General features: G+C 34.6%; 14 protein-coding genes and 6 tRNA genes. 18 read left to right on the top strand and 2 right to left on the bottom strand.

Annotated elements, in window-relative coordinates:
• Positions 1-2 precede the first annotated feature (2 nt).
• Both thiE and thiM read right to left on the bottom strand, forming a co-directional pair.
• The gene (thiE, locus tag EDC42_RS00265) at positions 3-623 is read right to left on the bottom strand and encodes a thiamine phosphate synthase (RefSeq protein WP_069574611.1); all 621 of its coding nucleotides are present in this window, start codon (positions 621-623) and stop codon (positions 3-5) included.
• Positions 620-1,486 (bottom strand): hydroxyethylthiazole kinase, encoded by an 867-nt coding sequence (gene thiM / locus EDC42_RS00260; protein WP_069574612.1) that lies wholly within the window; start codon positions 1,484-1,486, stop codon positions 620-622. The genes thiE and thiM overlap by 4 nt, the downstream gene beginning before the upstream one ends.
• A 115-nt stretch (positions 1,487-1,601) precedes the next feature.
• Here thiM and EDC42_RS00255 point away from each other — a divergent pair.
• From EDC42_RS00255 to EDC42_RS00170, 18 genes are all read left to right on the top strand, one after another.
• Positions 1,602-1,675, top strand: a tRNA-Thr gene (locus EDC42_RS00255).
• 117 nt (positions 1,676-1,792) lie between these two features.
• Positions 1,793-1,867 (top strand) — tRNA-Pro (locus tag EDC42_RS00250).
• Positions 1,868-1,871: 4 nt separating this feature from the next.
• Positions 1,872-1,945 (top strand) — tRNA-Tyr (locus tag EDC42_RS00245).
• A gap of 125 nt (positions 1,946-2,070) precedes the next feature.
• Positions 2,071-2,142, top strand: a tRNA-Asp gene (locus tag EDC42_RS00240).
• A gap of 32 nt (positions 2,143-2,174) precedes the next feature.
• Positions 2,175-2,248: transfer RNA gene (locus EDC42_RS00235), tRNA-Lys, on the top strand.
• Between the two features lie 44 nt (positions 2,249-2,292).
• On the top strand, positions 2,293-2,532 hold the full coding sequence (locus EDC42_RS00230) for a DNA-directed RNA polymerase subunit H (RefSeq protein ID WP_255360569.1): 240 nt from the start codon (positions 2,293-2,295) through the stop codon (positions 2,530-2,532).
• 231 nt (positions 2,533-2,763) lie between these two features.
• Positions 2,764-4,314 carry a DNA-directed RNA polymerase subunit B'' gene (locus EDC42_RS00225; protein ID WP_069574613.1) on the top strand — a complete coding sequence of 517 codons (1,551 nt, stop codon included), beginning with the start codon at positions 2,764-2,766 and terminating at the stop codon, positions 4,312-4,314.
• A 387-nt stretch (positions 4,315-4,701) separates the two neighbouring features.
• Positions 4,702-6,549 (top strand): DNA-directed RNA polymerase subunit B, encoded by a 1,848-nt coding sequence (rpoB, locus tag EDC42_RS00220; protein WP_069574619.1) that lies wholly within the window; start codon positions 4,702-4,704, stop codon positions 6,547-6,549.
• Between the two features lie 25 nt (positions 6,550-6,574).
• The gene (locus EDC42_RS00215) at positions 6,575-9,580 is read left to right on the top strand and encodes a DNA-directed RNA polymerase subunit A' (RefSeq protein WP_083234852.1); all 3,006 of its coding nucleotides are present in this window, start codon (positions 6,575-6,577) and stop codon (positions 9,578-9,580) included.
• Between the two features lie 38 nt (positions 9,581-9,618).
• Entirely contained in the window at positions 9,619-10,767 is a 1,149-nt protein-coding gene (gene rpoA2, locus EDC42_RS00210; protein ID WP_233144878.1) for a DNA-directed RNA polymerase subunit A'', read from the top strand.
• Positions 10,768-10,775: 8 nt separating this feature from the next.
• Positions 10,776-11,075, top strand: coding sequence for a 50S ribosomal protein L30e (locus tag EDC42_RS00205; RefSeq protein WP_180365879.1), 300 nt, complete (start codon positions 10,776-10,778; stop codon positions 11,073-11,075).
• Between the two features lie 6 nt (positions 11,076-11,081).
• The gene (locus tag EDC42_RS00200) at positions 11,082-11,513 is read left to right on the top strand and encodes a NusA-like transcription termination signal-binding factor (protein ID WP_069574615.1); all 432 of its coding nucleotides are present in this window, start codon (positions 11,082-11,084) and stop codon (positions 11,511-11,513) included.
• A 322-nt stretch (positions 11,514-11,835) separates the two neighbouring features.
• On the top strand, positions 11,836-12,261 hold the full coding sequence (locus tag EDC42_RS00195) for a 30S ribosomal protein S12 (protein ID WP_067044341.1): 426 nt from the start codon (positions 11,836-11,838) through the stop codon (positions 12,259-12,261).
• A 13-nt stretch (positions 12,262-12,274) separates the two neighbouring features.
• Positions 12,275-12,835, top strand: a complete 561-nt coding sequence (locus tag EDC42_RS00190) for a 30S ribosomal protein S7 (protein WP_069574616.1) — start codon at positions 12,275-12,277, stop codon at positions 12,833-12,835.
• Positions 12,836-12,857: 22 nt separating this feature from the next.
• Entirely contained in the window at positions 12,858-15,059 is a 2,202-nt protein-coding gene (locus tag EDC42_RS00185) for an elongation factor EF-2 (protein WP_069574617.1), read from the top strand.
• A 146-nt stretch (positions 15,060-15,205) separates the two neighbouring features.
• Complete coding sequence (tuf, locus tag EDC42_RS00180) at positions 15,206-16,447, top strand: translation elongation factor EF-1 subunit alpha (protein WP_069575022.1); 1,242 nt, start codon at positions 15,206-15,208, stop codon at positions 16,445-16,447.
• A gap of 63 nt (positions 16,448-16,510) precedes the next feature.
• A complete protein-coding gene (rpsJ, locus tag EDC42_RS00175) occupies positions 16,511-16,819 on the top strand; it encodes a 30S ribosomal protein S10 (RefSeq protein WP_069575021.1) in 309 nt (102 codons plus the stop codon).
• 34 nt (positions 16,820-16,853) lie between these two features.
• Positions 16,854-16,936, top strand: a tRNA-Ser gene (locus EDC42_RS00170).
• The last annotated feature ends 4 nt before the right edge of the window (positions 16,937-16,940 follow it).

Here is a 16,940-nt window from a genome sequence, read left to right as displayed (position 1 = left end):
ATTTAGGCATTGAAAACATTTAATAACTCTTCGGATGCCTTTTTAGGATTTTCAGCATTCATTATTGCACTCACTACGGATAATCCGGAAATTCCGGTTTCGATTAATTCAGATGCATTTTCATGATTAATTCCACCAATTGCAACTACTGGAATATCAATTGCATCAACAATTTTTTTTAGATCTTGCTTTGTAATTGAAGGTGCATCATCTTTGGTTGCAGTTGGAAATACAGCACCAGTTCCTATGTAGTCCGCACCATCTTCCTGTGCTTTTTTCGCTTCGGATATTGTAGATGCTGAAACACCTAATATTTTATCTTTTCCAATTAATTTTCTTGTAACATCACAAGGCATGTCACTTTGACCGACATGAACTCCGTCAGCATCAATAGCCAACGCTACATCAATTCTATCATTAATTATTAATGGCACATTGTATTTTGTTGTAATTTTTTTAACTTTCAAAGCCAAATTATAAAAGTCTAAAGTTTCAGCAGTTTTTTCTCTGATTTGAACTATACTGACTCCGCCTTTTATGGATTCTTCAATTGTTTTTAAGAATTTTTCGATATCTTCACTTTTGTCAGTTACAAGGTAAAGGGATAAATCTATATTTTTCATAATATCATAATGTTTGATTCGTTAATTAGGCTTTCACTATTGGTTTTGTATAAATAGTCAATTAAGTAAGTTCTAAATGAACCGGTACCTTCATCTTTTTCATCCACTTTTGCTCTTGCTTTTTCACCAGCAATGTTCATTGCTAAAATTGCAATAAGACTTCCTTCTAATGGATTTGAACCACCAATACAACTTCCTACAACTGATGATAACATGCAACCGCTACCAGTTATCAACGGCATCATATCATCTCCATTGTCAATGGCTATTGTTGTTTTTCCATCAGTTAAAATATCGATAGGGCCACTGGCTAATATTACTGTATTTAATTTTGAAGCTAAAGTTGATATTAATTCTCCATTTGTTTTTAAGTTTTGTTTAGTTATAATGTCATCTACATTAACATCAACACCTTTTGCAGTGTTGCTCTCATCCAGAACTCCAGATAATTTTGCAATGGATTTGACCTCACTTATGTTTCCTCTGATTGCAGTAATGTTGTGGTTATCAATTAAATTCATGGTTATTTTGTTTCTAAGTTCGGTTACTCCTACGCCTACCGGATCTAATATAATTGGAGTGTTTGTTTCATCAGCTTTTTTACAACTAATTTCCATAGCTTTAATTTGGTTTTTACTTAATTTCCCGATATTTATTACTAATACATCAGCTATTGCTACAACTTCTTCAAGTTCTTCTGCATCTTCAGCCATGAATGGTGATCCACCTATTGCAAGAACAGCATTCGCACAGTCATTTATTGTCACTGAATTTGTAATGCAATGGGTCAATGCGTTTTTTTCTCTAATTTTAATTAAATTTTCTTCAATTTTATCTAAGATTTCAATTTTATTATTTGTCATTATTATTAATTATAAATTTTGTTTTATTTAAATTTTATTAACATTAGGTTAATTTATAGTAAACTATTTAAATAACAATTAACATAACTAATTTTGTTATACGATATTGAATTATGCCTCGGTGGCTCAGTCTGGTAGAGCGCGAGACTTGTAATCTCGTGGTCGCGGGTTCAATTCCCGTCCGGGGCTTTTAATTTTATATTGTAATCATGATTTTTCTATATTTGAGGTAAATTATAGAAATCTTTATATATTACTTTGTATATAGTTATAATTAGTATGTTATTCACATGCTTTTTAGTGTGTGGGTCCGTAGGGTAGCTTGGTCGATCCTTTGGGCTTTGGGAGCCTGAGACTCCGGTTCAAATCCGGGCGGACCCATTTACCCGCCTTAGCTCAATTTGGCAGAGCGTTGGACTGTAGATCCAAATGTTGCTGGTTCAAGTCCGGCAGGCGGGATTTATCAATTATTTATTTTGATTCATATCATAAATTTGGAAATATGGGTGATTTTCCAAAACATTTATATATGATTAGAAACATAATAATTGAATAGTGTATTGTTATACTGTTTAAGGTTCTATGCCCTGGTGGTGTAGGGGCTATCATGTGGGCCTGTCGAGCCCGCGACTCGGGTTCAAATCCCGGCCAGGGCGCTTCTAACTTAAATAGTGTTAACTTATCTTATAGGCCTGTAGCTCAGTCTGGCAGAGCGCTTGGCTTTTAACCAAGCGGCCGCGGGTTCAATTCCCGTCAGGCCTGTTTCTAATTTTATATTTTAACTTTTCTATTTGGAGGAAATTATTTTGAAAAGTGAATTTGATATTCAAAAGCATATGCTGGTACCAAAGCATGAAATCATGACTGATGAAGAAATTTCAAACGAATTTAGTAATTTGGATTATAGTTTTAAGAATCTTCCTAAAATTAAAGTTGATGATCCTGTTGCAGAATCTATTGGTGCAAAACCAGGTGATGTTTTAAGAATAACTCGTGAAAGTCAAACTGCTGGTGTTTTTGTTACTTATAGAATCGTTGAAGAATAATATGAATTTAGAATTAGTGAAGTTTATATATTAATTTCTGTGTTTTTTGTTTTTTTTTGGAAATTCATTATAATAAATTTGAACTTAGTTTGAGAGGAATTATCTTAAATGAGATAGTTAGGAGTAAATTAAGAATAATGATTAAATGATTTAGTTATTAGGTTTTTCCCTTTTTATTTATTTTTATTTAGTTAATTATTTTTATTGCGTTTATGTAATTGGAGGATGTTCATGACAGTGAATAATTGGAAATTAGTTGATGCATTTTTCGATAAATATGATTTAGTCGACCATCATATAAAATCCTACAATGATTTTGTAAATAATAGGATTCAGAATATTATTGATATTACTGACCCTATTTCTTTAGATGATGGTAAATACACTTTAAAAACTGGTAAAATACGCATTGAAAAACCATCTAATAAAGAAGCGGATGGTTCTAGAAGCATTATTGACCCAACTGAAGCTAGACTTAGGAATTTAAACTATTCTGCAGATATGTATCTTGAAATGGCATTAAATGAAGAAGGCGAAGACAATCCATTGGAGGAAGTATATATTGGTGAATTACCGGTTATGCTTAAATCTGACATTTGTCATCTTAATGGTCTAAGTGATGAAGAATTAATTGCAAAACACGAAGACCCTCAAGATTTAGGAGGATATTTCATTGTAAATGGTTCTGAAAGAGCTGTTGTTACTATGGAAGAGATTGCACCGAATAAGATTATTCTTGAACGTATAGGTGAAGTTGAAGAAAGGCATGCCAAAGCTGTCGTAACTTCAATCAAAAGTGGGTTCAGAGCTAGAATTACTTTAGAATATAAAAAACCACGTAAAAATAAAGCATTTTTAAGAATATCTTTCCCATATCTTCCTGGGGAAATTCCATTAGTCGTGTTATTAAGAGCTCTTGGTTTATCCACTGATCAGGAAATCATTACTGCTATTTCTGATGATAATAACTTCCAGATGATGATTGCGGATGATATTCAGGTTTCTGCAGAAGAATTGGATAAATTCATAGATCAAAATGTCATTAAAAATGGTGACAAGGATGAAGTAAAGCAGCATTTACAAGATGCTGCTATTAAGTACATTGGTAATAGGGTAGCTAAAAACATGCCTAAAGATTATCGTTATAAACGTGCTAAGGATGTTATTAACCGTTATTTATTACCTCACATGGGTATTGAAGAAGAAAGATGTTATGATAAAGCAATTTATCTTGCGGAAATGACTGAAATGTTATTGGAGGTTATTGAAGAAAAAAGAGAACCTCACGATAAGGACCACTACACTAACAAAAGACTTAGAGTATCCGGTGACTTAATGGAAGATTTATTTAGAGTTGCTTTTACTAATTTGACAAGAGACATGAGTTATCAGCTTGAAAGAAGTCTTTCTCGTGGTAAAGAGCTTTCAATTAAGCAGGCAGTGCGTAGCGATGTCTTAACTGAAAACATCAAGCATGCAATTGCTACCGGAAACTGGGTTGGTGGAAGAGCAGGTGTAAGTCAGCTTTTAGATAGAACAAGTTATATGGGAACTCTTTCTCACTTAAGACGTGTTGTATCTCCTTTAACTAGAAGTCAACCTCATTTTGAAGCAAGAGATTTGCATCCGACTCAATTTGGTAAAATATGTCCAAATGAAACCCCAGAGGGACCTAACTGTGGTTTGGTAAAGAATTTAGCTTTACTGTGTAATATTTCAGAAGGTTCTGATGAACAAGAGATTATTGATGTTATTGGACAGATGGATGTTGAATTGATTTAAGGAGGTGGAATGTTGTCTGAAGATTATAAAAAACCCGAAACTGATGAAAAAAAGGCGTTTTATTATTTTGGTTTTGAAAGATTAGCTCCTTTTAATGAAGTTGATGTAATTATTACCCAATTAAAAGAAAAATTGGGGGATGATGAAGAAGCACTGGAAAAAATTAATAAACATGTTGAATTCATTGAATCATATTTTGACAGTGATGAATTGAAAGCTGATGATAGTTTAAACGTTCCATTTAAAAAAGATAAACGTAGAGCTAAATGGGAATCATATAAGAAAGACTTCCCTGAAATAGATTTAACTGAGGAAGTAGACACTGAAGATTCAATTGAACCTGCAGAAGAAGAAACTGTTGAAGAAGCTATTGTAAGTGACGATGAGATAGAAACTGTTGGGGAACAGCCTAACGTATTTAATAAAAAACATCCTCAAACTAAAATCTATATTAATGGAGAACTTTTAGGTTATTGTGATGATCCAATTAATTTCACTCAGGAAATGAGGGAAAAAAGGAGAAATGGGGAAATATCTCATGAAATGAATATTACTTATTATGCTGATAATCAGGAGATATATATCTTCAATGATCCTGGAAGAGCAAGAAGGCCTCTAATCATAGTTAAAGATGGTGTTCCTCTGTTAAAAGAAGAGCATATAAATAAAATTGCTAACGGTAAATTAAACTGGGATAATTTAATTAATGATGGTCTTATTGAGTATTTGGATGCTGAAGAAGAAGAAAATGCATATATCGCAATGAATTTAGCTGATTTAAGTGAAGATCATACTCATTTAGAAATCGATCCGGCTACAATGTTAGGTATTTGCGCCGGTATTATTCCATTCTCTGATCACAATTCATCTCCAAGGAACACAATGGAAGCAGGTATGACAAAACAAGCTTTAGGATTATATGTGTCAAATTATGCATTACGTACTGATACTAGAGCTCACTTATTACATCATCCTCAAACTCCTATTGTTAAAACACGTATTATTGATTCAACCAATTATGATTTAAGACCGTCCGGTCAAAACTTTGTTGTTGCATTAATGTCTTATGAAGGATATAATATGGAAGATGCAATGGTTATCAACAAGGCGGCTTTAGAAAGAGGTCTTGCAAGATCTTCATTCTTCAGAGCATATGACACATCAGAAAAGAAATATGCTGGTGGTCAGGTAGATAAATTTGAAGTGCCTGATAAAAACATTAAAGGTTACAGATCTGAGGAAGCTTACAGAAACTTAGATAATGACGGTGTTGTAAATCCCGAATCCTACGTAAAATCTGGGGATGTATTGATTGGTAAAACTTCACCTCCAAGATTTTTAGAAGAAAACTTCGGCAGTGTTGCGGATAGAAGAAGAGAAACTTCTGTTACTGTAAGACATGGTGAAAAAGGTATTGTTGATGCAGTTCTTTTATCTGAAACTGTTGAAGGTTCTAAACTGGCTAAAATTAGAGTAAGGGATACAAGACAACCGGAATTTGGTGATAAATTCGCATCAAGACACGGTCAGAAAGGGGTTATTGGTTTAATATTATCTCCGGAAGATGTGCCGTTCACTGAATTTGGTGTTGTTCCAGATTTAATAGTTAATCCTCACGCGATTCCATCCAGGATGTCTATTGGACAAGTACTTGAGATGGTTGCAGGTAAAGCTGGATGTCTTGAAGGTGAAAGGGTTGATGCAACTCCGTTCAATCAAACTCTTGAAGATGAAATTCAGCAATTGCTTGTTGATAACGGATTTGAGTCTGCAGGATGTGAATCTTTATACAGCGGAGTAACTGGTGAAAGATTGGATGCGGAAATTTTTGTTGGTGTTGCATATTACCAAAAACTACACCATATGACCACTGATAAAGTTTATGCTCGTTCTAGAGGTCCTGTCCAAGTTTTAACACGTCAACCTACAGAAGGTAGAGCTCGTGAAGGTGGTTTAAGATTTGGAGAAATGGAAAGGGATTGTCTTATTGCACATGGTGCCGCATTAACTTTAAAAGAAAGATTGCTTGATGAATCTGACAAATATGAAGCTGTTGTCTGTGAAAACTGTGGTATGTTAGCTGTAGAGGATACAAGCAAACATAAAAAATACTGCCCGATCTGTGGAGATGTGGAAACATATCCTGTTGAGATTTCATACGCATTCAAATTATTATTAGATGAACTTAAAAGTTTATGTATTTTCCCTAAACTGGTTTTAGGAGACAAAGCATAATTAAATTTATTAAAGGAGCAAATACATGAAAGCATTTATTAAAAAAATTCAGAGAATTAATTTTGGTTTAATGTCTCCTGAAGATATTCGTAAGATGTCTGTTGTCACTGTCGAGTATCCCGATACTTATGGTGATGACGGTTTTCCTATTGATAAAGGTTTAATGGATCCTCATTTAGGTATTATTGATCCTAGTCTTGTTTGTAGGACTTGTGGGTCTAAAGGGGGAGTTTGTCAAGGACACTTTGGTAGTATTGAATTAGCTAGGCCAGTTATTCATGTTGGTTTTGGGGATGTTATTCATAAAATTTTACGTTCTACCTGTAATGAGTGTGGCCGTACTCTTTTAACTGATGAAGAGATTGAAGAGTATACTCAGAAAATCTTAGAACTCAAAGCTCAAAATGAGAGCATTAGCAGTATTCTCAAAGAGATTTATGATGCTGCTAAAAAGGATGGGGAAGAATGTCCTCATTGCGGTACTATCCAGGATAAAATTGTTTTAGATAAACCTGTTTCTATTGTTCAACGCATTGATCCACTTTTCGAATTTAAAAAAGTATTTTATGAAACTGCATCTTCTGATTCTATTACTATTGAAGAGATTGGGCCAATGGCTAGGGAAATTGTTGAAAACAAAGAAGAACTCTTCCAGAATAAATTGTTGATTAACAGTAATCTTTTAGAAAGGTTATGTGAAAGATTGCATGATGTTGATTACATTATTAATATTTTAGATTTGGAAGATGAAGATGGTTCTTATGAAGTGAATAATACTCGTCTGAATAATATTTTCAAAACAGCTATCAGTGATAATAATTTAACTGAGGATTATAAGTTAACTGCTTCTGAAGTTCGTGAAAGACTTGAAAGAATTTCTGATGAAGATTCTTTTGTTTTAGGTGTTAATCCTGAGGTTGCAAGACCTGAATGGTTAGTTTTAACTGTTCTTCCTGTTCCTCCGGTAACTGTAAGACCATCTATTATCCTGGATACTGGTGAGAGATCTGAGGATGATTTAACTCATAAACTTGTTGATATTTTACGTATTAATCAGCGTTTACTTGAGAATATGGAGGCAGGTGCTCCACAATTAATCGTTGAAGATTTATGGGAATTATTACAGTACCATGTAACCACTTACTTTGATAATGAAGCTAGCGGAGTTCCACCTGCAAGGCACAGATCAGGCAGGCCACTTAAAACATTAACCCAAAGGTTAAAAGGTAAAGAAGGAAGATTCAGATCCAATCTTTCCGGTAAAAGGGTTAATTTCTCTGCCCGTACTGTAATCTCACCGGATCCTAATATCAGTATTAATGAAGTTGGTGTTCCTGAAATGATTGCAAAAGAAGTAACTGTGCCTGTTCATGTAAACGAATGGAACATGGATGAAATGAGAACATACATTGAAAATGGTCCGGATGTACATCCTGGTGCAAACTATGTAATCAATGGAGATAGGAAAAGAAGGGTTACTGATGAAACTAAGGAGTACATTCTTGAAACATTAGAACCTGGTGTCATCATTGAAAGGCACTTAAAAGATGGGGATATGGTTTTATTCAATCGTCAGCCTTCTCTTCACAGAATGAGTATGATGGCGCATGAAGTAAGAGTTTTACCTTACAAAACTTTCAGATTAAACTTATGCGTATGTCCTCCATACAATGCGGATTTCGATGGGGACGAAATGAACATGCATGTATTCCAAACTGATGAGTCCCGTGCTGAAGCAAAATCATTAATGCGTGTACAAGAACATATTTTGTCTCCAAGGTTTGGAGGACCAATTATTGGAGCTATTCACGACCATATTTCCGGTGCATATCTTTTAACTCGTGATGGGGTTGAATTCAGTGAAGAGCAAGCTTTACAAATTATCAGAAAGTCTCACCTTAAAATTCCTGAGTTCAAATCAAATCAGTGGATTTTAAAATATGATTCTAATGGAAATGAAGATTCATTCATCTACAAAGAAAAAGGTGAAAAATGGACTGGTAAAGAATTGTTCTCTTTATTATTGCCTAACGATTTAAACTTATCTTACAGTGCTGAAATTTCCAAATGTCCTGTTGTTTACCCTCCTGAAGATGCGGAAGTTGTCATTAAAAACGGTATTCTCATACAAGGAGTAATAGATGAAAGTGCATACGGATCATTCTCAGGTAAAATATTAGATAAAATTGTTAAAGAATATGGTCCTGGAAGAGCTAAAGAATTCTTAGATAGATCCACTGACCTTGCTATCTGTGGAATCATGAAAACTGGAATTACCACTTCCTTAAACGATGAAGAAATTCCTGAAGAAGCTCAAGACCGTATTAATGAGCATTTACAAAATAAGATGGATGAAGTAGATAAGCTTGTTGAGGCTTATGAAGAAGGTTACCTTGAAGCTCTGCCTGGTAGAAGTCTTGAAGAAACATTAGAGATGAAAATCATGCAAGTTCTTGGGGAAGCTAGGGATATGTCTGGTCAGATCGCAGAACATTATCTTAACATGGGTAAACAATATCCTGATGATCCTTATGACCATGTAATGGCTGTTGAAAATCACTCTGTTGTAATGGCACGTACTGGTGCAAGAGCATCAATGCTGAACCTTACTCAGATTACTGCTTGTGTAGGACAACAAGCAGTTAGGGGTGGACGTATTGAAAGAGGATACATTAACAGAACTTTACCTCACTTCAAAAAAGGTGAGTTAGGGGCAAAGGCAAAAGGATTTGTTCACTCAAGTTATAAATCCGGACTTGATCCAATCGAATTCTTCTTCCATGCAATGGGTGGAAGAGAAGGTCTTGTAGATACAGCAATCCGTACCGCTCAGTCTGGTTACATGCAAAGAAGGCTTGTTAATGCACTACAGGATTTACAAGTTAAGTCTACTGGACTTGTTACTGATAACCAAGGAAATGTTATTCAGACCATGTTCGGTGAAGATGGTGTGGATCCGGCGAAATCTGACTTTGGTAAGCCGGCAAACTTGGATAAACTTATTGATGAAATTAGGATGGAAGGTAAATAGGTGTAACTATGGATGAAATTATAACTAAAATTAGGGGCATGATTACTGAGATCAACGAAACTGAAAATCTTGGTATTGATTTTGCAGATAGTTATATCAAAGATTTAGCTGAACATTATATCAGTAAAAATTTAACTGATGATGAATTACGCAAACTCATAATTAAACTTAAACAGGCCTATGACCGAGCTCATGTTGAAGCTGGAGAGGCTGTTGGAACAGTAGCTGCACAATCTGTAGGTGAACCGGGTACTCAGATGACTATGCGTACTTTTCACTATGCAGGGGTAACTGAGTTAAACGTAACATTAGGTCTTCCAAGGCTTATTGAAATTGTAGATGCTAGAGAAAAAATCAAAACTCCAACTATGGATATTTATTTCACTGAAGATAAACGGGATGATGAAGAATTTGTTAGAACTTTAGCTAATAAAATTGGTAAAAGCACTATTAACGATATTCTTTCAGATTTCAATTTAAATTATGGAACCATGGAAGTTGAAGCTGTTTTGGATAATAAGAAAATTGAAGAAAAAAGACTCAACAGGGAAGAGATTGATGCAAAAATCTTAAAAACATTTAAAAAAGCTACAATTAATGGGGATAATATTGTTTTATCCAGCAACAAGACAGATTCTGATTTCATTATTAGAGAACTTCGTCTTTTAGCAGATAAATTCCGTGATTTGCAAATTAGTGGTATTAAAAATATTGGAAGAGTCATTATTCGTCGTGATGAAGAATGGATTATTCACACTGAAGGATCCAATCTTAAAGAAGTTCTCACTATGGATGGTATTGACCAAGTAAGAACTACCACTAACAATATTCATGAAATTGGTCAAATTTTGGGTATTGAAGCAGCTCGCAGGTCAATTATTAACGAAGCTCAAAAAACCCTTTCAGAACAAGGTCTTAGTGTTGATGTAAGACACATTATGCTGGTTGCAGATATTATGACTTCCGAAGGTGTTGTTAAATCTATTGGAAGACATGGTATTAGTGGTGAAAAATCAAGTGTTTTGGCTCGTGCAGCTTTTGAAGAAACTGGTAAACATTTACTACATGCAAGTATTCGTGGTGAAGTGGATGATTTAACAGGTATCATCGAAAATATTATTATTGGACAACCAATACCTCTTGGTACCGGTTCTGTCGGTGTCAAAATGGATTATAAAAAAGAATAGGAGGCTAGATGATGGACGTAGATAGAGGAATCAGAGTAGCTGTCGATACTGGTGATGTAACTTTAGGCTCTGAAAAATCAATTCAATCTTTAAAATTAGGAAAAGGTCAACTCGTTGTTGTTGCTGCTAACGCTCCTAAAGAACTTATTGAAGATGTTGAATATTATGCAAATCTTTCCGAAATTCCATTTGTTGTATATGATGGAACTAGTGTAGATTTAGGGTCTGTTTGTGGTAAACCTTTCACAGTTGCTACATTAATCGTTAACGATCCAGGAGATTCTACAATATTAGATGATTTGAGGTAGATTTAAGTGTCTATTAAACTTAGTGCAAATGAAATTAGATTCATAGCTCTTTTCGAAAGTATGACTGGAGCAATGGTTAAAGATTGCATTATCGATGATGAACATGGAAAAGTCACTTTCATTGTTAAGAAAGGTGATATGGGGCTTGCTATTGGTAAAGGTGGAAGTTCTGTTTCTAAAGTTCAAAGAGCAGTAGATAAAAGTGTTGAAATCATTGAATTAGATGATGATCCAATAATTTTTATCAAAAATGTTTTATCCCCTGCAAAGTTACAGTCTGTTAAAATAAGTCAAAAACAGTCAGGTGAAAAAATAGCTATTGTCACAGCAGACAATACCAACAAACGTATTGCTATCGGTAAAAATGGAATTAATATTGAAAGAGCTAAATTATTAGCTAATAGACAACATAATATTGATAATATTATTTTAAAATAGCTTCCGAGCTATTTTATTTTAATTTATTTCATTTTAAAAATTACTTTTTTTATTAATATATTAAATACATACCTTTATAAAGGTTAAAATATATAAATTATCATAAGATATCTGTACTGGTTATAACTTGACTACGTGTGCTTTGTGTCAAGGTTTTTAATATTATTTCAAGATATCTTCTTTTAGATAAACTTGTTTATCTATTGATTATTATTTACTGATTTATATCTTAGAATTTAGATTGTACTATAAGATTGTAGTATAAATCGCAGCGGTGGATTCTTAGATATGTTTTTTAATATAAAAAATTCGAGGAAAAATTATGCCAGGACTTTTTGCTGCAAAAAAACTTAAAAAAAATAGACAAAATTTTAAGTGGAAAGATGTAGATTACAAAAGAAGAGCTTTAAGATTAGATGTTAAAGCAGATCCTCTTGAAGGAGCTCCTCAGGCTAGAGGTATTGTAATCGAAAAGGTAGGGATAGAAGCAAAACAACCTAACTCTGCTATTCGTAAATGTGTACGTGTTCAATTGATTAAAAACGGTAAACAATTAACTGCTTTCGCACCAGGTGACGGAGCTATTGGATTTATTGATGAACACGATGAAGTGATGATTGAAGGAATTGGTGGACCGTCTGGAAGATCCATGGGGGATATTCCTGGGGTTCGTTGGAAAGTTTCCAAAGTTAATAACGTAGCTTTATCAGAAATGGTAAGTGGAAAAATAGAAAAACCTGTAAGATAAGGTGGTCATATTTATGAGTAAATTATTCGATAAATGGGATCTCAATGAAGTAAAAGTTGAGGACTTAGGTTTGGTAAAATATATCTGCTTAGATGAAACTTTAGTTCCACATACTTCTGGTAGACATGTAAAAAGACAATTTGCAAAATCTAAAGTATCAATTGTTGAAAGATTAATGAACAAAATCATGAGAACCCATCTCAACTCTGGTAAGAAAAATAAAGCTTACAACATTGTTAAAGAATCTTTAGAAATTATTAATAAAAGAACTAAACAGAATCCTGTTCAAATTTTAGTTAAAGCAGTTGAAAATACTGCACCTCGTGAAGAGACTACCCGTATTAAATACGGTGGTATTGGATACCAAGTTGCTGTAGATATCTCTCCACAAAGAAGAGTTGACCTTTCATTAGGTTTCTTAACTAGAGGTACTTTACAATCTTCATTCAAAAACAGGAAATCTGTTGCTGAATGTTTAGCTGATGAATTAATTCTTGCATCTGAAGAAGATTCAAGAAGCTTCGCTTTAAGAAAAGCTGAAGAGAAAGAAAGAGTTGCTAAAGCAGCACACTAATTATAATGTTTAGGTGGTTATTTTGAGTAGAAGAGACAAAATGATTGCGAAAATCAAAGAATTAATGTATAAACCTGATCAAATCAGAAACATTGGTATCTGCGCTCACATTGATCATGGTAAAACCACTTTATCTGATAACTTGCTTGCAGGTGCAGGAATGATTTCCGAGGAACTTGCCGGTGATCAAAGATTCTTAGATTTTGATGAACAGGAACAAGCACGTGGTATTACTATTGATGCAGCTAACGTATCCATGGTACACGATTACAAAGATGATGAATATTTAATCAACTTAATTGATACACCTGGTCACGTTGACTTTGGTGGGGATGTTACCCGTGCTATGAGGGCTGTAGATGGAGCAGTAGTTGTAGTTTGTGCTGTAGAAGGTATTATGCCTCAAACTGAAACTGTATTCAGACAAGCATTAAAAGAAAACGTAAAACCAGTTTTATTCATTAACAAAGTTGACAGATTAATCAACGAGTTAAAATTAGAACCTGAAGAGTTACAAAAAAGGTTCATCAATATCTACATGGAAGCTAATAAATTAATCAAAAACATGGCTCCTGAAGATAAAAAAGATGATTGGTCATTAGATTTCACTGATGGTAGTGTAGCATTTGGTTCTGCATATCACAACTGGGCTATTAACGTACCAACTATGCAAGAAACTGGAGTTAACTTTAATGATATTATCCAATATTGTAATGAGGATAAGCAAAAAGAGTTAGCACAAAAAGTACCTTTATCTGATGTGTTGTTAGGTATGGTAGTTGAACACTTGCCTTCCCCTAAAGAAGCACAAGTTTACAGAGTACCTAACATATGGGATGGAGACATTGAATCTCCTGCTGGAGAATGTATGGTCACCACTTCCCCTGATGGACCTTTAGCAGTAATGGTTACCAATGTATCTGTTGATAAACACGCTGGTGAAATTGCAACTGGTAGGGTTTACGGAGGCGCTATTGAAAAAGGTACTGAAGTATATCTCGTTGGTTCTCATGGTAAATCCAGAGTTCAACAAGTAGGTGTCTACTTTGGACCTGAAAGAGTTAACACTGATAAAGTTCCTGCAGGTAACATTGTATATGTTGCTGGTGCAAAAGGTGCTATTGCTGGTGAAACTTTATGTGATCCCGAACATAAAATTGTTGAATTTGAAGGATTGGAACACATATCCGAACCTGTAGTTACTGTTGCTGTGGAAGCTAAGAATACTAAGGATTTACCAAAATTAATTGAAGTATTAAGACAAGTAGGTAAAGAAGACCCTACCGTTAAAATAGATATTAACGAAGAAACAGGTGAACACTTAGTATCAGGTATGGGAGAACTTCACTTGGAAGTTATCGGTTACAGAATTGGAGAAAAAGGTGTGGATATTACTACTTCTGAACCTATTGTTGTATACAGAGAAACTGTAAGACAGTTATCTCCACAAGTTGAAGGTAAATCTCCTAACAAACACAACAGATTCTACATCACTGTTGAACCTATTGAACCTGAACTTTATACTGCTATTCAGGATGGTGACATTAAAGAGGGTAAAGTTAAAGGTAAAGAAGGAGCTAATGACTTCATGGAACACGGTTTGGAAAAAGAAGAGGCTAGAAGAGTATGGGCTGTTCATAACAGAAGTATCTTCCTTAACATGACTCGTGGTATCCAATACTTAGATGAAGTTAAAGAACTCTTGATTGAAGGATTTGAATCTGCATTGGAAAATGGTCCTTTAGGTAATGAAATTGCTATGGGATTAAAATTCAAACTCCATGATGCAAAACTTCACGAAGATGCAGTTCACAGAGGACCTGCTCAAGTATTGCCTGCTATCAGAAATGCAATCTTAGGTTCTATGATGCTTGCTGAACCAGCATTACTCGAACCAATGCAAAAAGTAGTTATTGACACTCCTAATGATTACATGGGTTCATGTACTCGTGAAATCCAAAATAGAAGAGGTCAAATTGTAAACATGGGTCAGGAAACTGGAGATATGGCAAGAATTGAATCTAAAGTTCCTGTAGCTGAAATGTTTGGTTTCGCTGGTGATATCAGATCCGCTGCTGAAGGAAGATGTTTATGGTCTACTGAAATTGCCGGATTTGAACCACTTCCACGTGAGATGCAAAATCAGATCGTAAAAGAAATCAGACAAAGAAAAGGATTATCTGCAGAACCATTCCCTGCAAGCCACTACTTAGGAGATTTATAAAATTAAAATTTTTTAATTTTTATATTTTTTTATTAAAATTTATAAAAAAACATTAGCTATTTATATGTTAAAGTATAAAAGTAACATTTAAGCTATCATTTAAGCTTATAGATATTGTTTGTTAATATTACAAAGAGGTTATTATAATGGCAAAAGAAAAAGAACATCTTAACTTAGCATTTATTGGACACGTTGACCACGGAAAATCCACTTTAGTTGGACATTTATTATTGAAAGCTGGTGCAATCGCAGAACAACAATTAGATGACGGTGAAAACAAATTCAGATTTGTTATGGACAAATTAGGAGAAGAAAGGGAAAGAGGAGTAACTATTGATTTAGCTCACCAAAAATTCTCCACCAAAAAATACGACTATACTGTTGTAGATTGTCCTGGACACAGAGACTTCGTTAAAAACATGATTACCGGTGCTTCCCAAGCAGACGCTGGTGTTTTAGTAGTTGCAGCTGACGACGGTGTAATGCCTCAAACTAAAGAACACGTTTTCTTATCCAGAACTTTAGGTATTGGTCAATTAATCGTTGCAATCAACAAAATCGATGTTGTTGACTACTCTGAAGACAAATACAATGAATTAAAAGAAGAAGTTGCTAACTTAATCAAAACCGTAGGATTCAACCCAGCAGACGTACCTTTCATCCCATTATCTGCATTTGAAGGGGACAACATTAAAGAAGCAAGTGAAAACACTCCTTGGTATAAAGGCGACTCTTTAATGGATGCTTTAGACAAATTAACTCCACCTGAAAAACCTACCGACTTACCTTTAAGAATTCCTATTCAAGACGTTTACTCCATTACTGGTGTAGGAACTGTACCTGTGGGAAGAGTTGAAACCGGTATCATGAAAAAAGGTGAAAATGTTATTTTTGAACCTGCTGGAGCTTCTGGAGAAGTTAAATCTATTGAAATGCACCACGAAGTATTTGATGTAGCTGAACCTGGTGACAACATCGGATTCAACGTAAGAGGTGTAGGTAAAAACGATATCAGAAGAGGAGACGTAGCTGGACACACTGACAATGCTCCTACTGTTGCTAAAGAATTCGATGCACAAGTTGTTGTTTTACAACACCCTGGTGTAATCACCGTTGGATACACTCCTGTATTCCACTGCCACACTTCTCAAGTAGCATGTACTTTCTTGGAATTATCTAAAAAATTAAACCCTGCTACTGGTGCTGTTGATGAAGAAAATCCTGATTTCTTAAAAACTGGTAATGCGGCAATTGTTAAAATTAAACCTACCAAACCAATGTGTCTCGAAAACGCAAAAGAAATCCCTCAAATGGGTAGATTTGCTATCAGAGATATGGGTCAAACTGTTGCAGCTGGTTTATGTCTTAATGTTACCCCAGCGAAATAAGTTTGTAAACAATAATTAGAAAGTAATCATTTACTTTCTTTTTGTTTTTTTGGAGGATAATAAATGAATCAAGCAAGAATTAAGCTTACAGGAACAGATCCGGAAAAATTAGCATATGTTTGCGATCAACTCAAAAAAATTGCTGAAAGAACTGGTGTCGACTTATCTGGTCCTATTCCATTACCTACTAAAAAATTAGTAGTGCCTACAAGAAAATCTCCAGATGGAGAAGGTAAAGCTTCTTGGGAAAAATGGGAACTCAGGATCCATAAACGTTTAATCGGTATTGGAGCTGATGAACGTGCTATGAGACAAGTCATGAAAATTAATGTTCCTGATAATGTAAGTATCGAAATTGAACTTAAAGGATAGATATTTAGATTTTTTCTAAATATTCCTTTGATATGCCGAGATAGTCTAGTCTGGTAAGGCGCAGGACTTGAAATCCTGTGGAGTCTCTCCGCCTGGGTTCAAATCCCAGTCTCGGCGTTTA

Source organism: Methanobrevibacter gottschalkii DSM 11977, assembly GCF_003814835.1.
In the GTDB taxonomy this organism is placed as follows: domain Archaea; phylum Methanobacteriota; class Methanobacteria; order Methanobacteriales; family Methanobacteriaceae; genus Methanocatella; species Methanocatella gottschalkii.
Note: the sequence above shows the minus strand (reverse complement) of the source record. Positions and strands in the feature narration are given on the sequence as shown.

Excerpts from the sequence above, each read along its gene's own strand:
- thiE (WP_069574611.1), bottom strand. The coding sequence starts at position 623 with ATGAAAAATATAGATTTATCCCTTTACCTTGTAACTGACAAAAGTGAA.
- thiM (WP_069574612.1), bottom strand. The coding sequence starts at position 1,486 with ATGACAAATAATAAAATTGAAATCTTAGATAAAATTGAAGAAAATTTA.
- EDC42_RS00225 (WP_069574613.1), top strand. The coding sequence starts at position 2,764 with ATGACAGTGAATAATTGGAAATTAGTTGATGCATTTTTCGATAAATAT.
- EDC42_RS00215 (WP_083234852.1), top strand. The coding sequence starts at position 6,575 with ATGAAAGCATTTATTAAAAAAATTCAGAGAATTAATTTTGGTTTAATG.
- rpoA2 (WP_233144878.1), top strand. The coding sequence starts at position 9,619 with ATGATTACTGAGATCAACGAAACTGAAAATCTTGGTATTGATTTTGCA.
- EDC42_RS00205 (WP_180365879.1), top strand. The coding sequence starts at position 10,776 with ATGATGGACGTAGATAGAGGAATCAGAGTAGCTGTCGATACTGGTGAT.
- EDC42_RS00195 (WP_067044341.1), top strand. The coding sequence starts at position 11,836 with ATGCCAGGACTTTTTGCTGCAAAAAAACTTAAAAAAAATAGACAAAAT.
- EDC42_RS00190 (WP_069574616.1), top strand. The coding sequence starts at position 12,275 with ATGAGTAAATTATTCGATAAATGGGATCTCAATGAAGTAAAAGTTGAG.
- tuf (WP_069575022.1), top strand. The coding sequence starts at position 15,206 with ATGGCAAAAGAAAAAGAACATCTTAACTTAGCATTTATTGGACACGTT.
- rpsJ (WP_069575021.1), top strand. The coding sequence starts at position 16,511 with ATGAATCAAGCAAGAATTAAGCTTACAGGAACAGATCCGGAAAAATTA.